Annotated in this window: 18 protein-coding genes; 13 read left to right on the top strand and 5 right to left on the bottom strand. The window is 64.2% G+C overall.

Going from position 1 to position 24,867, the window contains the following annotated elements; genetic code table 11:
* Positions 1-2,897: retention module-containing protein (locus AB5Y47_RS02680; RefSeq protein ID WP_368219775.1), on the bottom strand; the 2,897-nt coding region annotated here is incomplete at its 3' end.
* Between the two features lie 738 nt (positions 2,898-3,635).
* Here AB5Y47_RS02680 and nrfA point away from each other — a divergent pair.
* From nrfA to AB5Y47_RS02625, 11 genes are all read left to right on the top strand, one after another.
* Positions 3,636-5,078 carry an ammonia-forming nitrite reductase cytochrome c552 subunit gene (nrfA, locus tag AB5Y47_RS02675; protein ID WP_368219773.1) on the top strand — a complete coding sequence of 481 codons (1,443 nt, stop codon included), beginning with the start codon at positions 3,636-3,638 and terminating at the stop codon, positions 5,076-5,078.
* 51 nt (positions 5,079-5,129) lie between these two features.
* Positions 5,130-5,723 carry a cytochrome c nitrite reductase pentaheme subunit gene (nrfB, locus tag AB5Y47_RS02670; RefSeq protein ID WP_319896093.1) on the top strand — a complete coding sequence of 198 codons (594 nt, stop codon included), beginning with the start codon at positions 5,130-5,132 and terminating at the stop codon, positions 5,721-5,723.
* Positions 5,720-6,400, top strand: a complete 681-nt coding sequence (locus AB5Y47_RS02665; protein ID WP_103243039.1) for a 4Fe-4S dicluster domain-containing protein — start codon at positions 5,720-5,722, stop codon at positions 6,398-6,400. The genes nrfB and AB5Y47_RS02665 overlap by 4 nt, the downstream gene beginning before the upstream one ends.
* Positions 6,401-6,487: 87 nt before the next feature.
* The gene (nrfD, locus tag AB5Y47_RS02660; protein WP_052815439.1) at positions 6,488-7,441 is read left to right on the top strand and encodes a cytochrome c nitrite reductase subunit NrfD; all 954 of its coding nucleotides are present in this window, start codon (positions 6,488-6,490) and stop codon (positions 7,439-7,441) included.
* A 174-nt stretch (positions 7,442-7,615) separates the two neighbouring features.
* Positions 7,616-9,577, top strand: coding sequence for a heme lyase NrfEFG subunit NrfE (nrfE, locus tag AB5Y47_RS02655; protein ID WP_368219770.1), 1,962 nt, complete (start codon positions 7,616-7,618; stop codon positions 9,575-9,577).
* On the top strand, positions 9,574-10,161 hold the full coding sequence (locus AB5Y47_RS02650) for a DsbE family thiol:disulfide interchange protein (RefSeq protein ID WP_216987306.1): 588 nt from the start codon (positions 9,574-9,576) through the stop codon (positions 10,159-10,161). Before nrfE ends, AB5Y47_RS02650 begins: the two co-directional genes overlap by 4 nt.
* Positions 10,158-11,348: a heme lyase NrfEFG subunit NrfF gene (gene nrfF / locus AB5Y47_RS02645; protein ID WP_216987305.1), complete on the top strand. Its 1,191-nt coding sequence runs from the start codon at positions 10,158-10,160 to the stop codon at positions 11,346-11,348. Before AB5Y47_RS02650 ends, nrfF begins: the two co-directional genes overlap by 4 nt.
* Before the next feature lie 350 nt (positions 11,349-11,698).
* Positions 11,699-12,619, top strand: a complete 921-nt coding sequence (locus tag AB5Y47_RS02640; protein WP_029314613.1) for a serine hydrolase — start codon at positions 11,699-11,701, stop codon at positions 12,617-12,619.
* Positions 12,620-12,780: 161 nt separating this feature from the next.
* Positions 12,781-12,921: a DUF2256 domain-containing protein gene (locus AB5Y47_RS02635; RefSeq protein WP_080944260.1), complete on the top strand. Its 141-nt coding sequence runs from the start codon at positions 12,781-12,783 to the stop codon at positions 12,919-12,921.
* Positions 12,921-14,441: a cryptochrome/photolyase family protein gene (locus AB5Y47_RS02630; protein ID WP_368219768.1), complete on the top strand. Its 1,521-nt coding sequence runs from the start codon at positions 12,921-12,923 to the stop codon at positions 14,439-14,441. Before AB5Y47_RS02635 ends, AB5Y47_RS02630 begins: the two co-directional genes overlap by 1 nt.
* 153 nt (positions 14,442-14,594) lie before the next feature.
* Positions 14,595-15,848 carry a D-amino acid dehydrogenase gene (locus tag AB5Y47_RS02625; protein ID WP_368219767.1) on the top strand — a complete coding sequence of 418 codons (1,254 nt, stop codon included), beginning with the start codon at positions 14,595-14,597 and terminating at the stop codon, positions 15,846-15,848.
* 77 nt (positions 15,849-15,925) lie between these two features.
* Here the strand turns inward: AB5Y47_RS02625 and AB5Y47_RS02620 are convergent, their stop codons facing one another.
* Entirely contained in the window at positions 15,926-17,050 is a 1,125-nt protein-coding gene (locus AB5Y47_RS02620; protein ID WP_368219765.1) for an HPP family protein, read from the bottom strand.
* A gap of 176 nt (positions 17,051-17,226) precedes the next feature.
* On the opposite strand from AB5Y47_RS02620, the gene AB5Y47_RS02615 reads away from it, so the two are divergent.
* On the top strand, positions 17,227-18,339 hold the full coding sequence (locus tag AB5Y47_RS02615; protein WP_368219763.1) for a glycosyltransferase family 9 protein: 1,113 nt from the start codon (positions 17,227-17,229) through the stop codon (positions 18,337-18,339).
* A gap of 94 nt (positions 18,340-18,433) precedes the next feature.
* Here AB5Y47_RS02615 and metE read toward each other — a convergent pair whose 3' ends face one another.
* Complete coding sequence (gene metE, locus AB5Y47_RS02610; RefSeq protein ID WP_368219761.1) at positions 18,434-20,698, bottom strand: 5-methyltetrahydropteroyltriglutamate--homocysteine S-methyltransferase; 2,265 nt, start codon at positions 20,696-20,698, stop codon at positions 18,434-18,436.
* Positions 20,699-20,859: 161 nt separating this feature from the next.
* On the opposite strand from metE, the gene AB5Y47_RS02605 reads away from it, so the two are divergent.
* Positions 20,860-21,795, top strand: a complete 936-nt coding sequence (locus tag AB5Y47_RS02605) for a LysR substrate-binding domain-containing protein (RefSeq protein ID WP_039041273.1) — start codon at positions 20,860-20,862, stop codon at positions 21,793-21,795.
* 73 nt (positions 21,796-21,868) lie between these two features.
* Here the strand turns inward: AB5Y47_RS02605 and AB5Y47_RS02600 are convergent, their stop codons facing one another.
* The gene (locus AB5Y47_RS02600; RefSeq protein ID WP_199766830.1) at positions 21,869-22,681 is read right to left on the bottom strand and encodes a siderophore ferric iron reductase; all 813 of its coding nucleotides are present in this window, start codon (positions 22,679-22,681) and stop codon (positions 21,869-21,871) included.
* A gap of 38 nt (positions 22,682-22,719) precedes the next feature.
* Positions 22,720-24,864, bottom strand: a complete 2,145-nt coding sequence (locus AB5Y47_RS02595; protein WP_045524500.1) for a TonB-dependent siderophore receptor — start codon at positions 24,862-24,864, stop codon at positions 22,720-22,722.
* Between the last annotated feature and the right edge of the window lie 3 nt (positions 24,865-24,867).

The raw sequence follows: 24,867 nt of genomic DNA, 5'->3' as shown, positions 1-24,867 counted from the left end.
CTGTCTGCACTCCCCTGATCCAGCGGCTGGTTCAGGGTGAAGACGTAGTGACCGTTCTGATCCAGCGTCAACGTGAAGACGTTCTGGCCGTTGACCGCGCCGCTGATGCTGTTGCCGCTCACGTTTATAACGACCTGCTTACCGCCGCTGGTGAGCCCCTGCAGGCCGGGCTGGCTGGCATCGAATGCGATGCTGACCAAGGGATCCGTGCCAGCGGTGATATTGAGATCCCCACTGAGGGTCTGGGCGGTGCTCCAGTCACTGTCCTCCACCAGGGTGAGGGAGACGGGGTCGACCTGGGGCAGTACGCCGTCGGTGATATGGATATTGAGGGTGCCAAGGTTGCTCTTGTCCCCGTCAAAGTCGGTGCCTTGCACCTGCAGCCCCAGGTTGACGCTGTTGGTGCTGACCGGTTGATCCAGCACGCCGTCGAGCACCACCTGGTACTTGCCATCCAGCCCCAGGGTCACGGTCAGAATGGTCTTGCCACCCGCATCCAGCAGGGTGATGACGTTGCCGTTGACCTGATAGTGGGTCGGCTGGCCGCCGCTGGTGAGGCCATTCAGGCCGGGCTGGTTCGCCTCGAAGTTGAGCGACACCAGGCGATCGCTGCCCACGCTCACCGGCAGCTGGCCATCCAGGGTCTGGCCAGAGGCCCCTTCCTGCAAGGTGACCCCGCTATCGATGCCAAGGCGGGGATCCACACCGTCGCTGATGGAGACAACCAGATCGGCGCGGGTCTCGTCGCCGTCTATCTCCTTGGCGGAAACGGTGAGCCCGAGGGAGAGCTGGTCGCTGCCCTGATGGTCCAGAGGCCCATTGAGGGAGACGGTGACATTGCCATCGATATCACTGCCATGTTGGCTGGCGGTCAGCTCGGCCTTCAGCACCTCGACCCGCTTGCCATTGCCATCCAGGTAATAACCCGTCAGCAGGCGATCACCGGTGAATTCGAAGGTCAAGGCGTGGCCGTCGCTGCTGATGCCGCTGCCGTTGAGACGGGCCAGGGTTGCACTCTGATCCGCGAAGACGGCACTTGTTGCCACCAAGGGATCGGACTGATGGCCCACCACGAACTGGCTCTGTCCCACCACCGCCGCCGGATTGGTGAAATCATCCTCCGTGAGGCTGATGGGGGCGATGGTGAAGTCCGGCGGTGTGCTGTCCACCAGGTTGACGGTGAGATTGGCGCTCACAAGATCCCCGTCGCTGTCGCGGTACTCCAGGGCAAAGGGCAGGCTCAGGCTATCCTGGCCGTGATCCAGGCTCTGGTTCCAGACGATGCGATAGCTGCCGTCGTTGGCCAGGGTCAGGGTGAAGACGGTCGCGCCCCCCGCGCTGGCGGTGAGGGTCTGGCCGCTGACCTGGTAGGCGAGCGCCGTCCCGTGGCTGGTCAGGCCAAGCTGATTGAGGGCACCTTGATCGGCGGCAAAACTCACCTGCAGGTTGCCATCAAGCCCGGCTCCGGTGTGCAGGGATCCGGTGGCGCTCACCGGCCCCTTGGCGAGATCCGCCTCGGAGAGGGTCAGGGTATCGCTCTGACCGATGAGGGGAGCCCCGTCGATCACCCGGTTGCCCGCCAGATCCGTCACCTCGGCGCGAACCTCGTAGGGGCCCTGGATGCTGGAGAGATCCAGGCCTCCCAGTTGCCAGCGGCCGTCACTGCCCACCAGGGCACTGCCGTTGAAGAGGGTCTGGCCATTCTGGCCAATCAGGGTGATGGTCACCCGCTGCCCCGCCTCCACGTCCGTGGTACTGCCGCTCAGGGTGACCTTGTCATGGCCGAGAATGCTGTCGGTATCGAGATCGTCGATGTCGATGGCGGCACGGGTATCCACCGTCACCGTCAGGGTGTCGCTGGCCCGGTTGCCCGCGATGTCCACCGCATCGACGCGAAAATCATGGGCGCCATCGGCCAGGGTATCGGGGATCTGATATTGCCAGTTGCCGTTGCCATCCACGGTGAGCACGGCCATCACCTTGCCTTCCAGGGTCAGGGTAACGGTAGCGCCAGGCTCCCCCTTCCCTTGCAGTAGCGGTGTGGTGTCGCGGGTCAGATCATCGGTCTGGCTGGTGCCGGTGTCGCTCTCGTCCGCCAAATCCAGGGTAATGGTGGTGATGGTGTCGAGCAGGGTCTGGCCGGTGTCGCTGGCCCGGTTGCCAGCCGCGTCCTGGGTATCGGCCTGGATGGTCAGGGGGCCGTCCACCAGTTTGCCGGTGACGTCGCCGAAGTTTGCCTCCCAGACGAAGCCGGGCAGCACCACTGTGGTGGTGGTCAGGCGGTTGCCATCCTGATCTATCAGGGTGACGGTGACGGTCTGGCCGACTTCCACGTCCTCGACAAAGCCGCGAATGATGACGCCGGTCGCCTCGTCGGCATTGATGATGTTGTCGTCGGTCTGGGGTTCTGTGATGGTGATGGCCGCCAGCAGATCCTGATCTTCGGCATAGAGCAACTCGTCGCCCGGCTGGCGCGCCTCATGGCCGGTGTCAAATCCCGCCTCGGCCAGGGTCGCATCATTGATACGATCCACCACCACGAAACCGCCGGCGCTGGAGCCGGCCACACCGCCAACCGTAGCGGCCGCCGCGTTACCGGCCGCCGTCTCTTCAAACAATTTGGTCGGGTCTGCCCCCTGGCGGATCGCCTCCTGGAGGCTCGCCAGCTCGGCATCGGCACCGGCGGGCAGTGCCGCCTCGGGCTGGGTGGGCTCGGGGCGTTCGCTGCCAGCCTCCGCCAGCTCCACCTGTCCGTCGGATTCGGTGAGCAGGCGCATCCCGGGCTCCAGTTGCATGCCAGGGGTGGCACGGCGCAAAGAGCCGTCCGCATCCATCACAAACACGGCGCCCTCCACCTTGGCAATAAGAGTCGGTTTATCGATTCGCAGCTCGGCCATATATCCTCCAACGGGTAAACACAGACTTCCCAGCACATGAAGCGTAAAGGGAAAGTCTCCGTGACAGGCGGCTATTTTACCGTCAATCACCCCCTATAACCCTTCGTCATTTTCGAAAATATCGAAAGTAAATGCCGCAAACCGTCCTATTAAATTCAATAAGACGCTACCAGGACGCGAATATGCTGGAATAAAGCCCTTAATTTCTCTTTTATAAAAATAGATGGCTCTCTTGGCACCCATTTCTACGACAGCTTCTGTCACAGAGCCCCTTGACAGGGGCCATGGGGATGGAAAACCGAAGCCTCCCCCTCACCCCTTCGCAAGCTTAATATTGAATTTAAATTCAATAAAATCGGTTCACTCTCTCCCGTCATGCGCTGTATCTGCCCGCAGCCTCTCGCCCTTCCCCCCTCGCCAGCATGATGAACATCGTTTTTACCTATTTTCATCAAAAGAGAACGGGTGGAAATAACCCTCGGATGAGGTTCAATAATTCCACCTGGATCGCACTTTTTGCATCCCTCACCCCCCTCAATTGATCTAGCGCAACTCCCACGGGGATAAATGATTATCCATTTTACCCATTTGGTATTATCCCCCCGAGCAATTGCATAAATACCAATTTATATGCAGCCATAACAATGGATCGGCCTGCCATGCCCGTCGATGATGAGCACAGATGTCCACACCAAGATGGAACGGTCAGGCCCGACATGGACTTTTTATCTGGGAGTGATGACCGTGGGTTCATATGACAAGCTATTTCGACTAGGGCTGGCGGCCCTGCTGCTGACCGCCCTGCTGGGTGCAGGCAGTCTGGCACAGGCAGACGACAGTGCCCCCAAGGGCAAGATCGAGGCGCGCAGCGAGCTGTTCGCCAAGGATCACGCCGATCAGTTCACCAGTTGGAAAGGCACCAGCGAGAGCCGCGAGCGCACCGACGCCCTGGCGGAAGATCCGCAGATGGTGGTGCTCTGGGCCGGCTACCCCTTCTCCAAGGATTACAACAAGCCGCGCGGCCACTTCTATGCGCTGACCGACGTGCGGGAAACCCTGCGCACCGGCGCCCCCAAGACCGCCGAAGACGGTCCGCTGCCCATGGCCTGCTGGAGCTGCAAAGGCCCGGACGTGGCCCGCGTCATCGACGAGAAGGGTGAGGATGGCTACTTCAAGGGGATGTGGGCAAAAGGCGGACCGGAAATCGTCAACGCCATCGGCTGCGCCGACTGCCACGACACCGCCTCGAAAGAGTTCAAGGAGGGGAAACCCGCCCTGCACCTCTCCCGTCCCTATGCCGAACGGGCCATGACCGCCATCGGCAAGCCGTTCAAGGAGCAGGGGCGCTTCGATCAACAGTCCCAGGTATGCGGCCAGTGCCACGTGGAGTACTACTTCAGCGGCCCCACCAAGGCGGTGAAATTCCCCTGGGACAAGGGCACCACAGTTGAGCAGATGGAAGAGTATTACGACGAGATTGGCTTTGCCGACTGGACCCATGCCCTCTCCAAGACCCCCATGCTCAAAGCCCAGCACCCCGAGTACGAAACCTGGCGCGCCGGCATTCACGGCCAGAACAACGTCGCCTGCGTCGACTGCCACATGCCCAAGGTGCAAAACGAGCAGGGCAAGGTCTACACCGATCACAAGGTAGGCAACCCCTTCGATCGCTTCGATCAGACCTGCCGCAACTGCCACACCCAGAGCAAGGAGATGCTGCAAGGGGTGGTCAAGCAGCGCAAGGATGCCGTCACCGAGATCAAACTCAAAGTCGAGAAGCAGCTGGTGCACGCCCACTTTGAAGCCAAGGCCGCCTGGGATGCCGGCGCCACCGAGGCCGAGATGAAGGACATTCTGCAGGATATCCGTCACGCCCAATGGCGCTGGGACTTCTCCATCGCCTCCCACGGGGTGCAGATGCACGCCCCGGAAGTGGCGCTGCGCATGCTGGGAACCGCCCTGGACAAGGCCGCCGACGCCCGCACCAAGCTGGCACGCCTGCTGGCCGCCAAGGGGATCAGCCACGAGATCGCCATTCCTGACATCTCCAGCAAGGAGAAGGCCCAGGCCGCTCTTGGCATGGACATGAAGCAGATGAACAGCGACAAGGCCCAGTTCCTCAAGACCACTGTCCCCGCCTGGGATGCCGAGGCCAAAGCGGCCGGACGGCTCGCACAATGACGAGGCATGCGGGCCCGCCGTGTCGGGCCCGCAGCCGGATGGAGGCTTCCTATGGGTGATTTAACAATGGATTTCTTACGACTGATGCTGATGGCAGCCATGCTGCTCACCAGCCTGCAGGGCCAGGCCGCCGATGCGGCAACCGCCCCGGCACCGACTACACATGAAGTGGAATTTCTGCGCAGTGCCGACAAGGCCTGTACCGACTGCCACAAGGAGCAGGCATACGGCATGCACGGCAAGCACGGCCAGGCGACCAACCCCAACAACCTGGCGCCGGTCACCTGCACCAACTGTCATGGTCAGCCCTCCCCCCAACACCGGGAAGGGGTCAAGGATGTGATGCGCTTTAGCGACAGCTTCAAGGACAAACAGAGTACCGAGAGCTACCCCATCGCCGAGCAGAACGGGATCTGCATGAGCTGTCACGAGCCCAAACCGCTGCGCGAGGCGCTCTGGGCACACGACGTGCACGCCACCAAGCTCACCTGCACCAGCTGCCACCAGCTGCACCCGGCCAAGGAGCCCATGGCGGCGATTCCGGAGAAGTCCCGCATCAAGCTCTGTGTCGACTGCCACAGCAAGCAGCATGAGGTCGTCAAGGCGGCCAAGGCGAACACCACCTCGGGCAAGGAGGTACCATGAGCTGCTCTCGCCGTCACTTCATGGCGGGGATGAGTGCGGGGGCCCTCATCATGATGACAGGGCCGACTCGCACCCTTGCCACCCCCCTCGCCCACAGCCAGACCATCGACGGGGTGCGCTTTGGCATGCTCCACGACGAGACGGCCTGTATCGGCTGTACCGCCTGCATGGATGCCTGCCGGGAGGTGAATCAGGTGCCAGAGGGGGTCTCGCGCCTCGAGATCATCCGCTCCGGCCCCATTGGTACCTTCCCCGATGCCGAGTACCACTTCTTTCGCAAATCCTGCCAGCACTGCGACAACGCTCCCTGCGTGCACGTCTGCCCGACCGGTGCCTCACATATCCGCAAGGAGGATGGCATCGTCGACGTCAACCCGGATCTCTGCGTCGGCTGCATGTACTGTCTGGCCGCCTGCCCCTATCAGGTGCGCTTTATCAACCCTGTGACCAAGGTTGCCGACAAGTGCGACTTTTGCCGCAAGACCAACCTGGCGGCGGGCAAGGAGCCGGCGTGCGTGGAGTCCTGCCCCACCAAGGCGCTGGTGTTCGGCAATCTGGATGACCCGGACAGCCCCATCGCCAAACGGCTGGTGAAGGAGACCACCTATCGCTACAAGCAGGCACTCGGCACTTCGCCCAAGATGTACCGCGTGCCCAAAGGGGAGATAAAGTCATGACGATGCAAGAGGCGTTTCACTTCCCCTCCCTTGTCTGGGGATTTGTCCGATCGCCATCTACCGCAGTAACAGAAGGAGGAATGGATCATGTTGCATGACGCATTTCACTTCCCTTCACTTGTCTGGGACTGGCCAATCGCCATCTATCTCTTTCTGCTCGGCATCTCCGCCGGGGCCACCAGCCTCTCGGTGCTGCTGCGCCGCAAGGGAGCCGGCAGCGAGAGCGGCATCATCAAGGCGACCGCCATTCTGGCGCCGGTGAGCGTGGTGCTGGGGTTACTGATCCTCATCTTCCACCTGGCCCGCCCCTGGACCTTCTGGAAGCTGATGTTCCACTACCAGTTCGACTCCGTGATGTCGATGGGGGTCATGCTGTTTCAGGTCTACATGGCGGTACTGTTTGCCTGGCTGGCGGTGGTATTTCGGGCCGAGATCGAGACCTTGCGCAGTCACCTGCTGCAAGAGAAGTTCGCCTTTGTGGATGGTCTGATTGGCTGGCTCGCCCGCATCGAGCGGCTGCTGGCGCCGCTCTTGCTGCTGCTCGCCGTGCTCTTGGGGGCCTACACCGGCTTTCTGCTGTCGGCGCTCAAGACCTACCCGCTGTTGAACAACCCGGTGCTGCCGGTGCTGTTCCTCATCTCCGGCGTCAGCTCCGGCATCGCTTCCACCATCTTGCTGGCGGTCACCCTGTTCAAGGAGAACCATCACAGCCAGGGGGTGAGCTTTGTCCACCGCTTCGAGCGGCCGGTGCTGGCGGTGGAGGTGTTGCTGCTGGTCTGCTTCTTTACCGGCCTCTACTTCGGTGGCGGCCAGAAGGAGGCAGCCATGTGGGCCGCCATCGGCAGCGGCTTCTGGGCTCAGGTGTTCTGGCTCGGGGTGGTGGGCATCGGCATGCTGCTGCCCCAGTTGCTGGCCCTGCTGGCCCCCGCGCCGCTGCGGGCCAAAAACGGCTATCTGGTACTGGTCTGCAGCCTGACCCTAGTGGGGATCCTGCTGCTGCGCTACTTCGTGCTCTACGCCGGCCAGATGACGGTAGTTTAAAGGTATGATCACCAGCGCCAGCCACCCTCGGGTGACTGGCGCTGGTTTGTTGCTGGCCCAATGAATTTCTGGTGATGCCACACCCGTTGCTTGGCAATGTTTTCCCCCAAAGGGAGACGACGCGGCGTGTGTCGCATGACATGAATGACATCAAAGATTGATCCTGGAGGTTGTGTGCTGGCAGAGCTCGGCTATCTCTCACTGTTGCTGGCGACCGGGCTCGCCCTGCTGCAAGGCACCCTGCCCTGGCTGGGATTGCGGCTCGCCTCACGCCCGCTGCTCGGCTGTGCAAAGCCGCTGGCCCTCCTGGTCGCGCTCCTGCTCGGGGCCGCCCTGCTGCTGCTCGCCAGCTGTTTTGGCCAGGATGACTTCACCCTGGTCTATGTGGCGCAGCACGCCAACAGCGCCCTGCCCCTTGGCTTCAAACTGGCGGCGGTGTGGGGCGGCCATGAAGGCTCCATGCTCTTTTTCGTCTTTGCGTTGGGGCTGTGGGGCGCTCTGGTGGCGATTTGTTCAAAACGGGTCGATCCGCTGATCACAGCCCGGGTATTGGCCATCATGGGGTTGATCGTCGGGCTGTTTGGCCTCTATACCCTGATCTTCTCCAGCCCGTTTGACCGCCAGTTCCCAGGGCCGCTGGAGGGGCGCGATCTCAACCCCATGCTGCAGGATATCGGCCTCATCATCCACCCGCCCCTGCTCTATCTCGGTTACGTCGGCTTTGCGGTCAACTTCGCCTTCGCCATGGCGGCGCTGCATTCGGGTCGGCTTGATGGCGCCGTGGCCCACTGGAGCCGCCCCTGGGCGCTCGGCTCCTGGGTCTTTCTCACCGCCGGCATCGTGCTGGGCTCCTGGTGGGCCTACTACGAGCTCGGCTGGGGCGGCTGGTGGTTCTGGGATCCGGTGGAAAATGCCTCCCTCTTGCCCTGGCTGCTCGGCACCGCCCTGCTGCACGCCCTGGTGGTGTGCGAGAAGCGCGGCGCTTACAGCCACGCCGTGCTGCTGCTCTCCATCTTTACCTTTTCGCTGAGCCTGCTCGGCACCTTCGTGGTGCGCTCCGGGGTGCTCACCTCGGTGCACGCCTTTGCGGTCGACCCCAGCCGCGGCCTTACCCTCTTGTTGCTGCTCGGCTTGCTATTGACCTTCGCCCTCACCCTGTTTGCCCTGCGGGCGGACATTCGCGCCCCCTATGCCCGCTTTGGCTTGCTGTCAAAAGAGGGACTGCTCGGCGCCGCCATCCTGCTGCTTTGCGTGGCCTGCGCCAGCGTGCTGCTCGGCACCTTCTACCCCATGGTGTTCCAGTCGCTCCATCTGGGCTCGCTCTCGGTGGGCGCCCCCTATTTCAATACCATCTTCGTGCCGCTGGCCCTCTGCCTAATGGCGCTGATGACCCAGCTGCCGCGCCTGCGCTGGCAGCATCTGGCAGCCCAGCGCCGCATCCAGGTACTGCTCCCATGCCTGTTCGGCCTGCTGGGGGGCACCTTGCTGAGCTTCGCCTATCCCGAACCGCTGCGGGCAAACTGGCTGGGGCTTGCGGCCAACGTGCTGAGCCTCTGGCTGATGGCCAGCCTGCTGCTCCCGCTCTTGCAACCGACGTCGCGGCGCAAGCTCACCCTCAATCGGTTCGGCAGCCTGCTGGCCCACCTCGGGGTGGCGGTGTGCGCCCTCGGCATTGCGCAGGTGAGTCACCACAGTCAGGAGGGGGGCGCGGTACTCGCCGCAGGCCAGCCCTATCGGCTCGGCGCCTTCGCGTTTCGCTATGAGGGGAGCGAGCCGCTCATCGGCCCCAACTACACCGCCGAGCGCATCACCTTGAGCGCGCATAAAGACGGTAAAGAGGTGGCGCGGCTGACGCCGGAGCGGCGTCACTACAGCGTGCGCACCATGAACATGAACGAACCCGGGATCAAATGGGGAATGCTTGGCGATCTCTACGTGGTGCTTGGCGAGAAGATGGGACCCGGCGCCTATGCCATGCGGCTGCACTACAAGCCACTGGTGCGCTGGATCTGGTTCGGTGGCCTGTTGATGATGGCGGGTGGCACCCTGCGCCTGCTCGCCCGCCGGCCGCTGCTGGCTAACCATCCTGCCCCAGCTGCTGCCCCCTCCCCTCGGCTTGAACAGGAGTCCTTATGAACGCCCGTTTGCGCCTGTTCGTGCCACTCGTGCTCACCCTGGGGCTCGGTGCCCTGCTCTGGCTCGGCCTTGGCAACAACCCCTACAGCCAGGATGAGGCCGTCGCAGGGCGCACCCTGCCCGCGTGGCAGAGTGACGATCTGTTTGGCGGCGCCCCCATCCACACCGCGGCGCTCAAGGGGGAGCCCTTCGTGCTCAACGTCTGGGCCAGCTGGTGCCCCAACTGCCGCGCCGAGCATCCGCTGCTGGGTGAGCTGGCCAGCGCCGTGCCCCTCTATGGCCTCAACTACCGGGACAAGGGCGATGCCGCCCGCGCCTGGCTCACCGAGGCGGGCAACCCCTATCGCGCCGTGCTGACCGACCCCGACGGCCGACTCGCGCTGGAGCTCGGCGTCTACGGCACGCCGGAGACCTATCTCTTCGCCGGCGACGGCACCCTGCTGACCCGCCACACGGGTGAGCTCACCCGGGACATCTGGCAACGCCAGTTTGCCCCCCTGCTTGCAAAGGTACGCAGCAACACCGCTAGCCAGCCCGAAGTGGAAAGAGAAGCAGAGAGAGAAGTGCAGGAGAGCAAGCCATGAGCCGTCTCGGCCACGCCCTGATAGCGCAGCTCTTGCTGGCCTTGAGCCTCGGGGCCCTTGCCAGCGGGGTCGACACCTATGAGTTTCGCCACCCCGAGCGGCAGACCCGTGCTCAGGAGCTGGCCCGCTCCCTGCGCTGCCCCCAGTGCCAGAACCAGAATCTGGTGGAGTCCAACTCCCCCATTGCCCGGGATCTGCGGCTCGAGGTCTACCGCTGGGTGGACGAGGGGCAGTCTGATGAGCAGGTGATCGCCCGCATGACGGAGCGATTCGGCGACTTCGTGCGCTACGATCCCCCCTTCAAGCGCAGCACGGCGCTGCTGTGGGGCGGCCCCGCCCTCTTGCTGTTGCTGGCGCTCCATCGCCTGCGCAGGAGCCTGCATCGCCGGCAACCGGCGCGGGTGCCGCTTATCGGCGACAGAGCCGAGGGGGTGCTCGCCCACGACCCCAGGGCCGAACTGAACCGGCTGATCATGGCCGAGCAGCAGGCGAGGCTTGCCCCCCACAGCCGCCTCTACCGGGAGCTGGAGCTGGCCCGCCTCGCCAACGCCACCCCACTTGCCGAACAGGCCCTGCGCGAGCGGCTGGCCAAGGACCGCACCGCCCGTCCGCTGCCCTGGCTGCGCTCCTGGATACTGCTTGGGGGCCTGCTGCTGGCGCTGATGGCCGGTATTTATGCCGGCACCGGCCGCTATCAGGCGTGGCAGGCTTATCAGTCGCGCCCCGATCCGCTGGCGGGATTGAGCCCGCGGGATCTGCAGGACAAGGAGCTGGGCGCCCTGCACCAGCGCCTGCAAGCCAACCCTGCCGATCTCGACGGCTGGGCGGCGCTCGGTCAGCTCTATCTCTATCGGGACGAGTACGACAACGCCTTGCTCGCCTACCAGCGCCTCGCCCTGCAAGAAGGGGGGGCCAGCGCGGCGACCCAGGCCGCCCAGGCTACCGTGCTCTACTACCAGGCAGGCCAGCAGCTCACCCCGGAGGCGCAGCGCCTACTCGATAGTGCGCTCAAACAGGACAAGGGCGAGGTGAGCGCCCTGATGCTGCTCGCCTCCGATCACTTCCTGCATGGTCGCTACAGCCAGGCCATTGCGCTGTGGCAGCAACTGCTCGATGAAGAGCGCCCCCGCATCAATCGGGCCGCGCTGATCCAGGCCATTCAGACCGCAAGGATGATGGGAGGATGAAGCGGGGCAAAACGGCGATAATGCAGCGGGCCATCTTCCCTGCCGGGCGCCGTTTTTATCGCCATGGTCGCCATTAACGACCCCTTCATCATCCCAAGGCGCCGAAAGGTGCAAAAAGAGTCGTCATCCCGCTCCTCGCCAGCATATAGTGCGCCCCCGTGGTGGCGTGTCTGGCATGGCCTGACAGGCCTCTATGACTCCCTTTATCGGGCCTAATAGCCCCGATGCGGGGGATTTCAAGGTGCGCTGGCCCATAAAATGGAAATATCCGGCCACCAGACGTTGTGAAGCGTCAATTACCGTCATATAACTTAGCCAAATGTCCCTGTGAGTCGTAGTAGAGTCAAATCATGAACCTTCGTCCTTTTCTTCCCTTGCTGCTCGGCGCCTTCCTCCTTCCCGCCAGCATGGAAAGCGCCCATGCCAACCCGTTTTCTGCGACCTCTTCTTCCACCAACAGCCTGCTCGAACCCCGCAGCAACCTGCCGCTGAGATCCGATGCCTACGTGGTCGTCAACCCGAAAACCGGCGAGACACTGGCAGAGCGCAACGCCAACCGGGTGATGTCCATCGCCTCCATCACCAAGCTGATGACAGCGCTGGTGGTACTGGATGGCAATCAGCGCCTCAACGAGACCCTCACCGTCACCATGGATGACGTTGACAGACTCAAGGGCACGGGGTCGCGCCTCGCGGTGGGCTCGCGCCTGAGCCGCGCCGACATGCTGCACATCGCACTGATGTCCTCTGAAAACCGCGCCGCCTCCGCCTTGGGACGGCACTACCCGGGTGGCCGCAAAGCCTTTATCGAGGCAATGAATGCCAAGGCCCGCATGCTCGGCATGTGGAGCACCCATTTCGCCGACAGCACCGGGCTCAACCCCCGCAACGTCTCCACCGCACACGATCTCGCCAAACTGGCTGCTGCCGCATCCACCTACCCGCTGATCCGCCAGTACACTGCCTCCGAGCAGCGTCTGGTACGCAACGGCAAGCGCCAGCTGCACTACCTCAACTCCAACCGCCTGGTACGGGAAGGAAGCTGGCCCATTCTGGTCTCCAAGACCGGTTATATCCGCGAGGCGGGGCGCTGCCTGGTGATGGGAACCCGGGTCAACAACGAGCCCGTGGTCATGGTGCTGCTTCACGCCAACACCACGGATGAACGGGTCGCCGATGCCAGAAAGATCAAGAGCTGGCTGGAAACCTCGGGCCGCATGACCCTGACGGCGCAGTCCACTCCCCAGCCCAGGCTCTTCAGCAGCCAGTAACGGCTACGAGAACAAGGGCCCCCGAACCGGCAGGTGCGGGGGCCTTTTTCATGAGTGGCAATCACCCCCTGCTGCCTCTTTCTGCTCTCCCAGTGATCCCGACCGTATGGTGCTTCGTTAAGGAGGCAGAGAGAAACCAAGGGCATCAACAGGGCCGCCACATGCACCTCAAACCCCATCTTCCCGAGAAGATCTGTCCCGTCTGCCAACGTCCTTTTGCCTGGCGGCGCAAGTGGGCCCGCTGCTGGCAGGAAGTGCGCTATTGCAGCGAACGCTGCCGTCGTCGGAAGGAGCACCCCTGATGGAGCTGCGCCTCATTCTCGGGGATCAACTGAACGCAGGTCACAGCTGGTTTCGCACGCCGGATGCCGCTGTCTGCTACCTGATGGCGGAGCTGCGCCAGGAGACGGACTACTGCCGCCACCATCGCCAGAAGGTGCTCGCCTTCTTTGCCGCCATGCGCGCCTTCGCCGCCGCCCTCACCAAGGCGGGCCACCGGGTCTGCTACCTGACTCTCGATGAGAGCGCCCCCTGGCCCGATTTGCCGAGCTTGCTGGCGGCCCAGCTCGAAGCGCATCAGGCCGAGCGCTTCGCCTGGCAGAGCCCGGACGAGTGGCGCCTTGCAAGCCAGCTGACCCAGTGGGCCTCAGGGCTTGCCATCCCGACCGCTGAGGTGGACAGCGAACATTTTCTCACCCCCCGCGATGGCTGGCGACGCTACCCCCACAGCCGGATGGAGTTCTTCTACCGCGCCCTGCGAAAGCAGTACCGGGTGTTGCTCGATGAGCGCGGCCAGCCCCTTGGGGGGCGCTGGAACTTCGATGCCGAGAATCGCGCCAAATTGCCGGCGAGCCAACCCATTCCGGCGCCCCTCACCTTTGCCAACGAGGTGAGCGACATCGATGCCATGCTGACCCGCCACGGCGTCGCCACCATTGGCAGTGCCGATGCGGGCGCCCTGCCCTGGCCCGTCACCCGGCGCCAGAGCCGCGCACTGCTGGAGCACTTCCTTGCACACTGCCTGCCCCACTTCGGTCGCTATCAGGACGCCCTGAGCGAGCGGGGCTGGAGCCTGTTCCACAGCCGCTTGTCGTTTTCCATGAACAGCAAGATGCTCCATCCCCTCGAGGTGATCCGCGCTGCGCAAGCTCACTGGCAGGCCAATCAGGCCACCATTTCCCTGGCGCAGGTGGAGGGGTTCATCCGCCAGATCCTCGGCTGGCGCGAGTTTGTCCGCGCCCTCTACTGGGAAAAGATGCCCGAGTATCGGTGCACCAACTTTCTCGGGGCCGAACGACCACTGCCCGGTTTTTTCTGGAATGGAGAAACCAGCATGGCCTGCGTGCGTCACGCCATTCGACAGTCTCTGGAGCACGCCTATGCCCACCATATCCAGCGGCTGATGGTGACCGGCAACTTCGCCCTGCTGGCGGGGATCCACCCTGACGAGGTGGATGCCTGGTATCTGGGCATCTATGTGGATGCCATCGAGTGGGTGGAGCTGCCCAACACCCGCGGCATGAGCCAGTTTGCCGATGGCGGTCTGATGGGCAGCAAGCCCTACGCCAGCAGCGGCGCCTATCTCGAGCGGATGGGCCACTACTGCAAGGGGTGTCACTATCAGGTGAAGGCCCGCAGCGGGCCGGACAGCTGCCCCTTCAACAGCCTCTATTGGCACTTTCTCTGGCGCAACCGGGACAAACTTGGCAACAACCCTCGCCTCGCCCTGCCCTACGCCAACTGGGATGGCCAAACCACAGAACAGCAGCAAGCCATCCTGACGACGGCAGAACATCATCTGATTCACCTGGAGCGGCTCTGAATCGACCGGATTTCATGCCAGAAAGTGAGCAAATGACAACATTGAGAGCCAGTTAACAAAATGTGAATAGCGATAACCACCAATGACATCGACACCAGTTGAATATCCTGTGGCGGCTGATTAAGGTGGAGGCCCCAGTCAAGGAGAGACAAGATGGACATAGTGGTACTCGGTGGTGGCGTGGTCGGTGTGACCAGCGCCTGGTATCTGGCCAAGGCCGGTCACAAAGTGACCCTGCTGGAGCGGCGTAACGGGGTGGCCCTTGAAACCAGCCATGCCAACGCGGGTCAGATCTCCCCGGGTTATGCTTCCCCCTGGGCTGCCCCCGGCATTCCCCTCAAGGCCGCCAAATGGCTGCTGCAAAAGCACGCCCCCTTCACGGTGCGACCCACCTCGGACCCCTTCCAGCTGCGCTGGATGCTGAAGATGTTCGCCAACTGCACGCCGGCGGCCTATGCGGTCAACAAGGGGCGTATGGTACGGCTGGCCGAATACAGCCGCGACTGCATGAAGCAGTTGCGGGGCGAGCTGGCGCTCGACTACGAAGGGCGCCAGCTCGGCACCCTGCAACTGTTTCGCAGTCAGGCCCAGCTCGATGCCAGCCAGCGCGACATCGCCGTGCTCGAGGAGTACGGCGTCCCCTATCAGTCTCTGAATGCCGACGGCTGCGAGGAGGTCGAGCCCGCCCTGGCAAGGGTACGTGGCAAGGTGGTGGGGGGCCTGCGCCTGCCGGGAGACGAGACGGGGGATTGCTTCCGCTTCACCCAGGCCCTGGCGGACGAGGCCCGCAAGCTCGGGGTGAGCTTCGTCTTCAACTGCGCCATCGACGAGGTCGAGATCACGAAGGGACGCGCCGTGGCGGTCCGTGCCGGCGAGCAGCGCTTCCAGGCCGACGCCATCGTCTGTGCCCTCGGCAGTTATGGCACCGGCTTCCTGCGCCCCCTCGGGATAGAGCTCCCCGTCTACCCGGTCAAGGGCTACTCCCTCACCCTGCCGATGACGGATGCCGAGGGCGCCCCGCGCAGCACTGTGCTGGACGAGACCTACAAGGTCGCCATCACCCGCTTCGACGAACGGATCCGGGTGGGCGGCATGGCCGAACTCTCGGGCTTCAACCTGGCGCTCAACCCCAGACGCCACGATACCCTGGCCATGGTGGTGCGGGATCTCTTCCCCCAGGGGGGAAATCTGGAGCAGGCCACCTTCTGGACCGGGCTGCGCCCCATGACGCCGGACGGCACGCCCCTGGTGGGCCCAAGCCCCATTCCCGGGCTCTGGCTCAATACCGGCCACGGTACCCTGGGCTGGACCATGGCGGCCGGATCGGGCCAGTTGCTCAGCGATCTCATCTCGGGCAATACCCCGGATATCAGCGACGAGGGGCTCACCCTGGCCCGCTACGGCTAGGCGTTGGCCACCCGTCTGTGCAAGTCTGCGAAAAAAGAGGGCGTGCCTGGCACGCCCTCTTTTTTCTTGCCCCCTGGCTATGACGACACCGGGGTCGCCTCCTCGCTCGTCAGTCCGGGTTTCAGGGCCAGCGTGAAGAGCGCCGCCACCATGTCGGACTGGGTGATGATGCCCACCAGCTGCTCCCCCTCCACCACCGGCATGTGGTGCAGCCCCCCGTCGGAGAAGGCCTCCACCAGATCGTAGAGAGGCTGGTAGCGCCGCGCCGTCTGCACCTCCCGGGTCATCAGATCCGCGACCTGCTGCTGCTCAAGGGTCTCCTTCGCCCTCGGCTGGTGACCCGCCCGGTCGATCATCAGGTCGTGCAGGGTGATGATGCCGACCAGCCTCTCCCCCTCATCCACCACCGGCAGCGCCTTGATCTGGTGGTGGGAGAGCAGATGCCACGCTTCCATGGCGAGCGCCTGTGGCGTCGTCACGACGAGATCCCGCGACATCACATCCTGGCAACGCACCGTCCCCACTCGCCCCCGCAGGGCGTGAAGCTGGGCCTCCTGCAGCAGCTCCTGCAGATCCTGGCGGCTGATGTCCAGCAGTTCCCCGTGTTTTTGCAGGGCAAAGTCGATGTCCTGGGTGGCGAGTCGGGCACTCGGGTGGGTATCCGCCGTCTGGTGGCGATTGGGCGCCGCCTTGCCGCCATGGGGATAACGACGCCCCAGAGCGCGGTTGTAGAGCAAGCCCAGACTCAGCAGCAACAGGGAGTTGAGCAGCACCGGCAGCAGCACGTAGCCGACCCCGAGCGCCCGGATCCCCTCGCCGCCGATGACGGCGGTCAGGGCCACTGCGCCGCCGGGCGGGTGCAGGCTGCGGGTGAGGAACATGGCGGCGATGGCCAGCATCACCGCCAGGGCCGAAGCGATAGCCATGTCCGGCAACAGGCTCGCACTCAATACCCCCATCAGGGCCGATACCCCGTTGCCCACAAGGATGGACCAGGGCTGGGCCAGGGGGCTGGCGGGGGCGGCAAACAGCAGCACGGCGGAGGCCCCCATGGGGGCGATGAGCCAGTGCACCTCGAGCCCCAGCCCCCAGCGGCACAGCAAGGCGGTGCCGAACAAGCCGACGAAGGCGCCAAGGGCGCCGTAACAACTCTCTTTGACGCTGGTATTGGTCGATACCGGCAAAAAATCCCTGAACTGCATGGTGCTCCCGCTGGCGATAACATTTATTTCAAATGCGCAATTCTAGCCACTTTCCCCCGTCCCGCACCAGCACCCGCTCCGCCATGGCCATCATCCGCACGCTTTTTCCCTTCTTAACATTGTCTTAAGAGTCCGCTGGCACCCTTTACGCCATCCCAACACTGGAGCCCAACGGTATGACTCACCTCAACGATGCCCTGCGCCGCTTCGACGGCCAACGCCGGGTCTGGACGGCGGGACTGGAGCGAACCCTGCTCGGCTGGCTTGCCAGTCGCAGCGCATTGCCGCCCTCTTCGCAGGCCCCCCGCCGGATCCTGGTCATTCGCAGCACCAACCGCATCGGCAACAACCTCTTCCTGCTGCCCTTCCTGCACCAGCTTCATCGCGCCCATCCCCACGCCGAGCTGGAGCTGGTGTGCAGCCCCACCACCCTGCTCCCCTTCCTGGCCGATCTGCCCCTGCGGCACATTCATCAGATCCGGTTGCAGGGCAGACACCTGCCGGGCGCCCTCTCGGCACTCTCGCGTCTGCGCCGCCAGCACTACGACAGGGTCTACGTCCCCTTCGCCTCCAGTACGGATCACTTCATCGCCGCCTGGGTACAGGCCCGTGAGAAATGCGGCTTCGACGATGGCCATGGGGATCTCATCTTCCAGCGTCCGCAGGCTCCGGACAGTGAGTGCCACTACGCCCACCAGCCCCTGCAACTGCTCGGCATACCGGGCAATCCGGCCGACCCCATCCCCCTTGGCAGCCTGTTGCAGGGGCCAAGCCCGGCCTTGAGTGCGCTGCGACGAGCCCATCCTGGCCGTCCCCTGATCGGCTTTTTCACCGGCGCCCGCAAGGGCAAGGGGCTCTCCCAGCCCCAGTGGCAGCGGTTGCTTGGGGATCTGCGCCGTCACAGCCCGGATGCCCTGCTGGTCCAGCTCGCGGATCCCGCCGCCCCCGAGCACCTGCTCGGGGACGTGCACGTTTCCCTTGGCAACATGGGGGAGCTGGCCCGCTTCACGGGCGGCCTCTCCCTCTTCGTCAGCGCCGACACCGGTCCCCTGCACCTGGCTGCCGCCAGCGGTGTGCCCTGTCTTGGCCTCTTTACCCAGACCGACCCAGCCCGCTACGGGTGCCTGGGCGCCCAGCACCTCAATCTGGTGATCGAGGATCGCAATGCCATCCCCCTCGACCAACAGTGGCTGACCGAGGCGCTCGCAAGCGCCCCTCACCCGGTGACGATGTCGGTTTCCCCCACCCGCTACCTGCCCGTCCCCCGGCCCGCCCTGATCCCCCTCTAGGGAGCGGCCATGCAAAAAAAGAGGGAAGGCTGTCGCCTTCCCTCTCTCGTCTTGGTGACACTCACCGGGCGCTCGTCCGGGTGAATGGAAGCCCTCAGGCCAACTCGGCGCGCAGCGCCCGGGTTGCATCGACCATCACCTTCAGGGCAGCGGTGGTCTCTTCCCAACCGCGGGTCTTGAGGCCGCAGTCCGGGTTCACCCAGAGCCGGTCTGCCGGAATTTGTTGCGCAGCCTTGCGGATGAGGTCTTCAATCCAGCCCTGGCTCGGTACGTTCGGCGAGTGGATGTCGTAGACGCCCGGGCCGATCTCGTTGGGGTAGTTGAAGCGCTCGAACGCTTCGAGCAACTGCATCTGGCTGCGGCTCGTCTCGATGGTGATCACATCCGCGTCCAGCGCCGCCACCGCCTCGATGATGAGGTTGAAGTCGCTGTAACACATGTGGGTGTGGATCTGGGTGCTGTCCACCACCGGGCTTGCGCTCAGGCGGAAGGCGCGCACCGCCCAGTCGAGATAGGCCTGGTGATCCTGCTTGCGCAGGGGCAGCCCTTCGCGGATCGCCGGCTCGTCGATCTGGATGATCTTGATGCCGGCGGCTTCCAGGTCAGCCACCTCGTCGCGAATGGCCAGGCCAATCTGCAGGGCGGACTGCTCGCGGCTCACGTCTTCGCGCGGGAAGGACCAGCAGAGAATGGTCACGGGGCCGGTCAGCATGCCCTTCACCGGCTTGTCGGTCAGGCTCTGGGCAAACTTCGTCCACTCAAGGGTCATGGGGGTCGGACGGTCGATGTCACGGGTGATCACCGGCGGCTTGACGCAGCGGGAGCCATAGCTCTGTACCCAGCCAAAGCGGGTGATGGCAAAGCCGTCCAGCAGCTCCCCGAAATACTCCACCATGTCGTTGCGCTCCGCTTCACCGTGCACCAGCACGTCGAGCCCGATGGCCTCCTGGCGCTCAATCGCATCCTTGATCTGGGCCTGGATGCCCGCCTCGTAGGCCTGGTCATCGATGCGCCCGGCACGCCAATCCTGACGCAGCACCCGGATTTCAGAGGTCTGCGGGAAGGAGCCGATGGTGGTGGTGGGCAGGATCGGCAGCTTCAGATCCGAGCGCTGCGCGTCGGCACGCACCGGGTAGGCGCTCTGGCGATCGAAGTCACTGTTGGTCAAGCTGGCGAGTCGTGACTGCACCGCCTTCTTGTGAACCCGGCTGTCGGACTCCCGATCCACGATGGGCTGGCTGTAAGCCGCGATTTTGTCCAGGGCGCCACCGTCCAGGTAGTCGGACAGCAGCCCCAGCTCATAGCACTTTTGCAGGGCGAAGGCGAACCAGCTGCGGGTCTGGGGATCCAGCTCGTGCTCCAGGGTCAAATCCACCGGGCTGTGCAGCAAGGAGCAGGAGGAGGCCACCCAGAGGCGCTCGCCAAGCTTTTCTTTCAAGGCCTTGAGGGTCGGCGCCAGCTTGGCCAGGTTGGCACGCCAGACGTTGCGGCCGTTGATGACACCCGCCGAGAGTACCCACTGGGCCGGCAGGTGCGGGACCAGGGTCTCGAGCTGCTCGGGGGCAGCCACCAGATCCAGGTGCAGGCCGTCCACCTTCAGACTGGTGATGATGTCTCGCTGATGGGCCACGGACCCGAAGTAGGTGGTGAGCAGCAGCTTGCAGGGGCCGCTCAGGCGCTCATATGCCTTGAGGTAGGCCAGGCGCCACTCGTCCGGCAGGTCCAGCGCCAGGGCTGGCTCGTCGATTTGCACCCACTCCACCCCCTGGGCCGCCAGTTTGGCCAGGATCTCCTGGTAGACGATCAGCAGGCGATCCAGCAGTTCGAGGCGGGAGAAGCCGCTCTCTTTCTCCTTGCCAAGCCACAGGTAGGAGACGGGGCCCAGCAACACCGCCTTGACCGGCAGCCCAAGGGCCTTGGCCTCTTCCACCTCGTCAAAGAGCTGGCTCCAGCCCAGCTTGAAGCGCTGGTCACGGTAAAATTCCGGCACCAGGTAGTGGTAGTTGGTGTTGAACCATTTGGTCATCTCGGCAGCGGCCGCCGCCGGGCCGGTCGGCGCACGGCCACGGGCCACCCGGAACAAGGTGTCGAGGTCGGTGTCGCCGTGGCGGTGACGGGCAGGCACGGCGTCTACCAGCAGGCTGGTACCCAGCACCTGATCGTACCAGGCAAAATCCCCCACCGGCAGCAGGTTGACCCCGGCGGTACGCTGGGCCTGCCAGTGGCGCTCACGCAGGCTCTTGCCCACGGCGACCAGCTCGGCCTGGGTGGTTTCGCCACGCCAGTAGGATTCGAGGGCAAATTTCAGTTCGCGCTTGGCGCCGATACGGGGAAAGCCCAGGGTGTGTGCGCAGGTCATAGGTTCCATTCCTTATGCTCGTTTATCTGATGAGGATCTGGATTGTTTGGCCATCCAGATGTTTACACATCCAAAATGACAAGATAAGGTGACCTTGGCTATTGAATCCTCTTCAACTGGCTCTCAAGAATTTCTCAACTGACGCACAAAGGAGCAGTGCCATGGTCGCGCCCACCCCATCCAGCCCCCCTCAGAGCAGCAATCTGGGCATCGATCTCAAACACCTGAAGACCATCAGCGCCCTGGCCGAGCAAGGGTCCCTGGCCGGGGCCGCGCTCACCCTCAACCTCACCCAGTCCGCCCTCTCCCACCAGCTCAAGGAGCTGGAGACCCGCCTCAATCTGGAGCTGTTTCTTCGAAAAAGCCGCCCTCTGGTGCTGACGGCGGCAGGCCAGCATCTGCTGGCCCTGGCCCGTCAGGTGCTGCCCGCCCTGGCCCAGACCGAGCGCCAGCTGGTCGCCCTGCACAGCGGCGAGGCGGGCAGGCTGCATCTGGCCCTCGATTGCCACAGCTGCATCCAGTGGCTGCTCCCGCTGTTGCCGGACTTTCGCCGCCAGTGGCCCGGCGTGGATCTGGAGGTGGAGTCGGTGCCGGGTTTCGATGCCATCAGTGCCCTGCTTGGCGGCCAGCTCGACCTGCTGCTCACCTCGGATGTGCAGGCCCGCGGAGATCTTCATTTCGAGCCGCTGTTCGCCTTCGATCTCACCCTGGTGATGGCGCCGGATCACCCCCTCTGCCAGCAGCGGCGCATCGCACCAGACGATCTGCGACCGGAGGTGCTGCTGGTCTACCCGGTGGAGCGGGCGCGCATGGACGTGTTCAGCCGTTTCCTGCAACCGGCCGGGGTGGAGCCCGCCCGTTGCAAACCGGTGGACAACACCTCGGTCATGCTGCAGATGGCCGCCGCCGGGCTCGGGCTCGCCGCCCTGCCCCGCTGGGCCAGCGAGGAGTTCGTGCGCCAGGGCCTGCTTGAGGCGCGCCCTCTCGGGGAGGGCATTCGCCGCCACATGTATGGCGCCGTGCGCGCCGCCGACAAAGATCAGGCCTGCCTGCAGAGCCTGTTCGAGCGCATTCGCACCCGGATGGCGGCCCAGTAAGCCGGGCACAAAAAAGCCGCCAGGATCAGGCGGCTTTCACCACGGGTTGCCCGCGCAGACGAAGAGTCGGGCATCAGCACTCGTCACCCCTCGCCCCACCCAGCCTTCGTGGGCAGTTGCCACAAAGCTCCCCATCCCGGCGCTTGTAGTGCAGGCAGCAGCGCTGGCGCACATAGCCCGGGAAGGCCTCGTCCCGGGGCAGCCCCGCCTCGCGCCAACCCGTCAGATGCGCCGACGGCAGACCACAGGATTCAAGCCAGAGGGGGGCATGGGCCCTCACCTCCTCCCGACTCACTTCCCCGAAGAAATCGGGTACCCGCACCAGGGCCGCCAGCAGATCGTCCGCCAGGAGCGGGCGCACGAAACCGGGGCGCAGCCGCTGCGCCGTCCCAAGGAGGGTGAACTGCCCCTGCCAGTGCGCCTGGAGTCGCTCCCCGGCCGTCTTGATCAACACGCCGACCTCCCCTCTGATCATGGGCTCGGCCGGTAGGGTAAAGCCCGACACCACGCCTGCCTCATGCCCCTGTCCCAACCTGTCGAGGGCAGGCATGGCCTGATGGCGATAGACGGCCACCATGGCGAGATAGATGGATTGCCAGCAGAGCATGCCCCAGCTGCGGGTGAGCCAGTAGGCGGGCCCCGCCTCCGGGTGTGCCTGCTGCCAGTGCGCATGGAGGGCTGCGGCCACCTCGGCCGACGTCGCTCCGGCGGCATCAGTCAGTGGCGGGCGCACGTCACCGGCCGCCACCAGGTTCCCCTTGAGGGACGGGATCAGGCTGGCCGCCGCCGCGAACAGGGCCTGGTGATCCGAGACGAGGGCGCGTTCCGCGTCCGCTTTCTCCCGGCCAAGGCCGCGCGGCACACCGCGCGCCCTCTCCTCGCCCATTCGTTGAAAGGGCCCCGGGCGCGTGCCGGGGCGCAAGGTCAGAATGCGTATTTGAGTCGCGCCTCCACGCTTCGTTCGGCCCCGAACCAGCAGTTGTTCTGGTCGTAGCAGGAGTAGTAGGTCTTGTTGAACAGGTTGCTGGCGCCAAGCGATACACCTACCCCCTTCAGGCTTGCGCTGAGGGCGGCGAGATCGTAGGAGGCGGACATGTCCATCAGGAGGTAGTCCGGTACCTTGTCGGTGTTGGCGGCATCCATCTCGGCCTCCCCCACGTAGCGCAGGCCGGCGCCCACTCGTATCCCCTCGAGGTTGCCGCCGGGGTAGTAGTTGCTCCACAGCGACGCCATCTGTCTGGGGACCCAGACCGGCGTCTTGCCCTGCAACGTGGTGGTATCGCGCGTGATCTCCATGTCCATCAGGGTGTAGTTGAGGGCCAGATCCAGCTGGCTGGTGAGATCGGCTCTCCCCTCAAGCTCGATGCCCCTAGAGACCGTCTCCCCGGTCTGCAGCTTGGGCCCGTAGACATTGTCCGGATCCGTCACCAGGGCATTCTTCTTGGTGATGTGGAACGCCGACAGCGTCGCCGTCTTGCTCATGTCGTCGGAGAGGAACTTGACGCCCCCTTCCCACTGATGACCGGTCGCCGGTTTGAACGCCTGACCCTGCTTGTCCGCCCCCGGCACCGGCTCGAAACTCTCGGCATAGCTCGCATAGGGGGAGAAGCCGCCATCCAGCTCATAGAGAGCGCCGACACGGAAGGAGAGGTTGTCCTGATCGATGTGGGCCAGGGACTGGCTGTCCGCCCCCTGATAGAGGGTCCGGCTGTCGGTGTCCATCCGGTAGCGGTCGTAGCGGGCGCCGCCGATGGCCACCAGCCGATCGAGGCGCACCTGATCCTGCAGATAGACGCCGGTCTGGGACTGACGGATCACCTTTTTATCCTGGTAGTTGAAAGTGAGTGCCTCTGGGACTATCTGGCTATGGTTCGGGTTGAAAATGTCGATGCTGGGCGCCGAGTAGTCGAGGGTATCCCGGTAGAGGATATGGGCATCCAGGTACTGGTAATCGACCCCGAGCAGCAGGTTGTGCTGGGCAGAGCCCGTCTGTACCTTGCCCGCCAGCTGGTTGTCGATGACTACGCCGCGAGAGTCTTCATCGGTGAGATAGGCGTTGCGGGCCAGGGTGCGGTTGTCCGCCGCCAGGGCCGCGTTGTAGGTGTTGCGCTGATAGGCGGACGCATCCATGTAGCGGGCATTTTGCAGCACCTGCCAGCGCTCGTTGAAGTCGTGGCTCAGCTTGTAGCCCAGCAGGGTCACATCCCGGTTGTACTCGTTCCAGTTCTCGTCACCAAGGAAGGTGTCGCTGCCAAGCTGCCCCAGGGGGTTGGACTTGGCCGAGCCGCTGGCGGGCACAGTGGTGTAGATGCCGGCCTCGGGATCCTTCTGGTAGTAAAGGTTGAGGTTCAGCAGGGTGCGCTCGCCGAGCTGCCAGTCCAGGGACGGCGCAAAGACGTAGCGCTCCTCCTTCGAGGTCACCGCCTGGCCATCCTTCTCCCGGGCCAGTCCCACCAGCCGATAGGCGAGCTGCTCGTTGATGGCACCGGTGCTGTCGAGGGTCATCTCCTTCAGGGTGCCCGTGCCAGTCGCCACGCTCACGTTGTGCTTGCTCTCCCGCTGGGGGCGCTTGGCGATGAGGTTGACCATGCCGCCGGGGGGCATGCTGCCATAGAGCACCGATGTCGGCCCCTTGAACACCTCCAGCTGCTCGATGGCCACCGGATCTATCTGGGGTTGCAGGTTCCAGTCGTTGTACTGGAGCAACAGGCCGTCATAGAAGTTCTGGTAGTTGTCAAAGCCACGGATGTTGAACAGATCCAGCCGGTTGACCGCCCCGCCCCTCAGCTCGGTGTTGACGCCGGGCACGTAGCGCAGCGCCTCGCTCACCGAACTGACACCGCGCAGCGACAGGGTCTCCCCATCCACCACCGAGATGGCCTGGGGCGTCTCGATGGGGTCGAGCCGGGTCTTGGTCGCGGTGTTGCGATAGGTCTGGCCGAGCACGGTCAGGGTCTCGTCGGCGGTGGCCGTATCCTGGCTTTCGGGCGCGGCGGCCTGTACAGAGCCTGCAAGCAGGGTGGAGATGGTCACGGCGACCAGGGTCAAAGGGGGGTGAACAAGCTGCATCTG

The sequence above is a fragment of the Aeromonas sp. R7-2 genome (genome assembly GCF_040908105.1).
GTDB lineage: Bacteria > Pseudomonadota > Gammaproteobacteria > Enterobacterales > Aeromonadaceae > Aeromonas > Aeromonas caviae.
The sequence above is the reverse complement of the archived record's forward strand: the minus strand, read 5'-3'. Positions and strand labels throughout refer to the sequence as shown.

Bases quoted from the DNA above. Each gene is read 5' to 3' on its own strand.
- nrfA (WP_368219773.1), top strand. From the start codon at position 3,636: ATGACCGTGGGTTCATATGACAAGCTATTTCGACTAGGGCTGGCGGCC.
- nrfB (WP_319896093.1), top strand. From the start codon at position 5,130: ATGGGTGATTTAACAATGGATTTCTTACGACTGATGCTGATGGCAGCC.
- AB5Y47_RS02665 (WP_103243039.1), top strand. From the start codon at position 5,720: ATGAGCTGCTCTCGCCGTCACTTCATGGCGGGGATGAGTGCGGGGGCC.
- nrfD (WP_052815439.1), top strand. From the start codon at position 6,488: ATGTTGCATGACGCATTTCACTTCCCTTCACTTGTCTGGGACTGGCCA.
- AB5Y47_RS02650 (WP_216987306.1), top strand. From the start codon at position 9,574: ATGAACGCCCGTTTGCGCCTGTTCGTGCCACTCGTGCTCACCCTGGGG.
- nrfF (WP_216987305.1), top strand. From the start codon at position 10,158: ATGAGCCGTCTCGGCCACGCCCTGATAGCGCAGCTCTTGCTGGCCTTG.
- AB5Y47_RS02640 (WP_029314613.1), top strand. From the start codon at position 11,699: ATGAACCTTCGTCCTTTTCTTCCCTTGCTGCTCGGCGCCTTCCTCCTT.
- AB5Y47_RS02635 (WP_080944260.1), top strand. From the start codon at position 12,781: ATGCACCTCAAACCCCATCTTCCCGAGAAGATCTGTCCCGTCTGCCAA.
- AB5Y47_RS02630 (WP_368219768.1), top strand. From the start codon at position 12,921: ATGGAGCTGCGCCTCATTCTCGGGGATCAACTGAACGCAGGTCACAGC.
- AB5Y47_RS02625 (WP_368219767.1), top strand. From the start codon at position 14,595: ATGGACATAGTGGTACTCGGTGGTGGCGTGGTCGGTGTGACCAGCGCC.
- AB5Y47_RS02620 (WP_368219765.1), bottom strand. From the start codon at position 17,050: ATGCAGTTCAGGGATTTTTTGCCGGTATCGACCAATACCAGCGTCAAA.
- AB5Y47_RS02615 (WP_368219763.1), top strand. From the start codon at position 17,227: ATGACTCACCTCAACGATGCCCTGCGCCGCTTCGACGGCCAACGCCGG.
- metE (WP_368219761.1), bottom strand. From the start codon at position 20,698: ATGACCTGCGCACACACCCTGGGCTTTCCCCGTATCGGCGCCAAGCGC.
- AB5Y47_RS02605 (WP_039041273.1), top strand. From the start codon at position 20,860: ATGGTCGCGCCCACCCCATCCAGCCCCCCTCAGAGCAGCAATCTGGGC.
- AB5Y47_RS02600 (WP_199766830.1), bottom strand. From the start codon at position 22,681: ATGGGCGAGGAGAGGGCGCGCGGTGTGCCGCGCGGCCTTGGCCGGGAG.
- AB5Y47_RS02595 (WP_045524500.1), bottom strand. From the start codon at position 24,864: ATGCAGCTTGTTCACCCCCCTTTGACCCTGGTCGCCGTGACCATCTCC.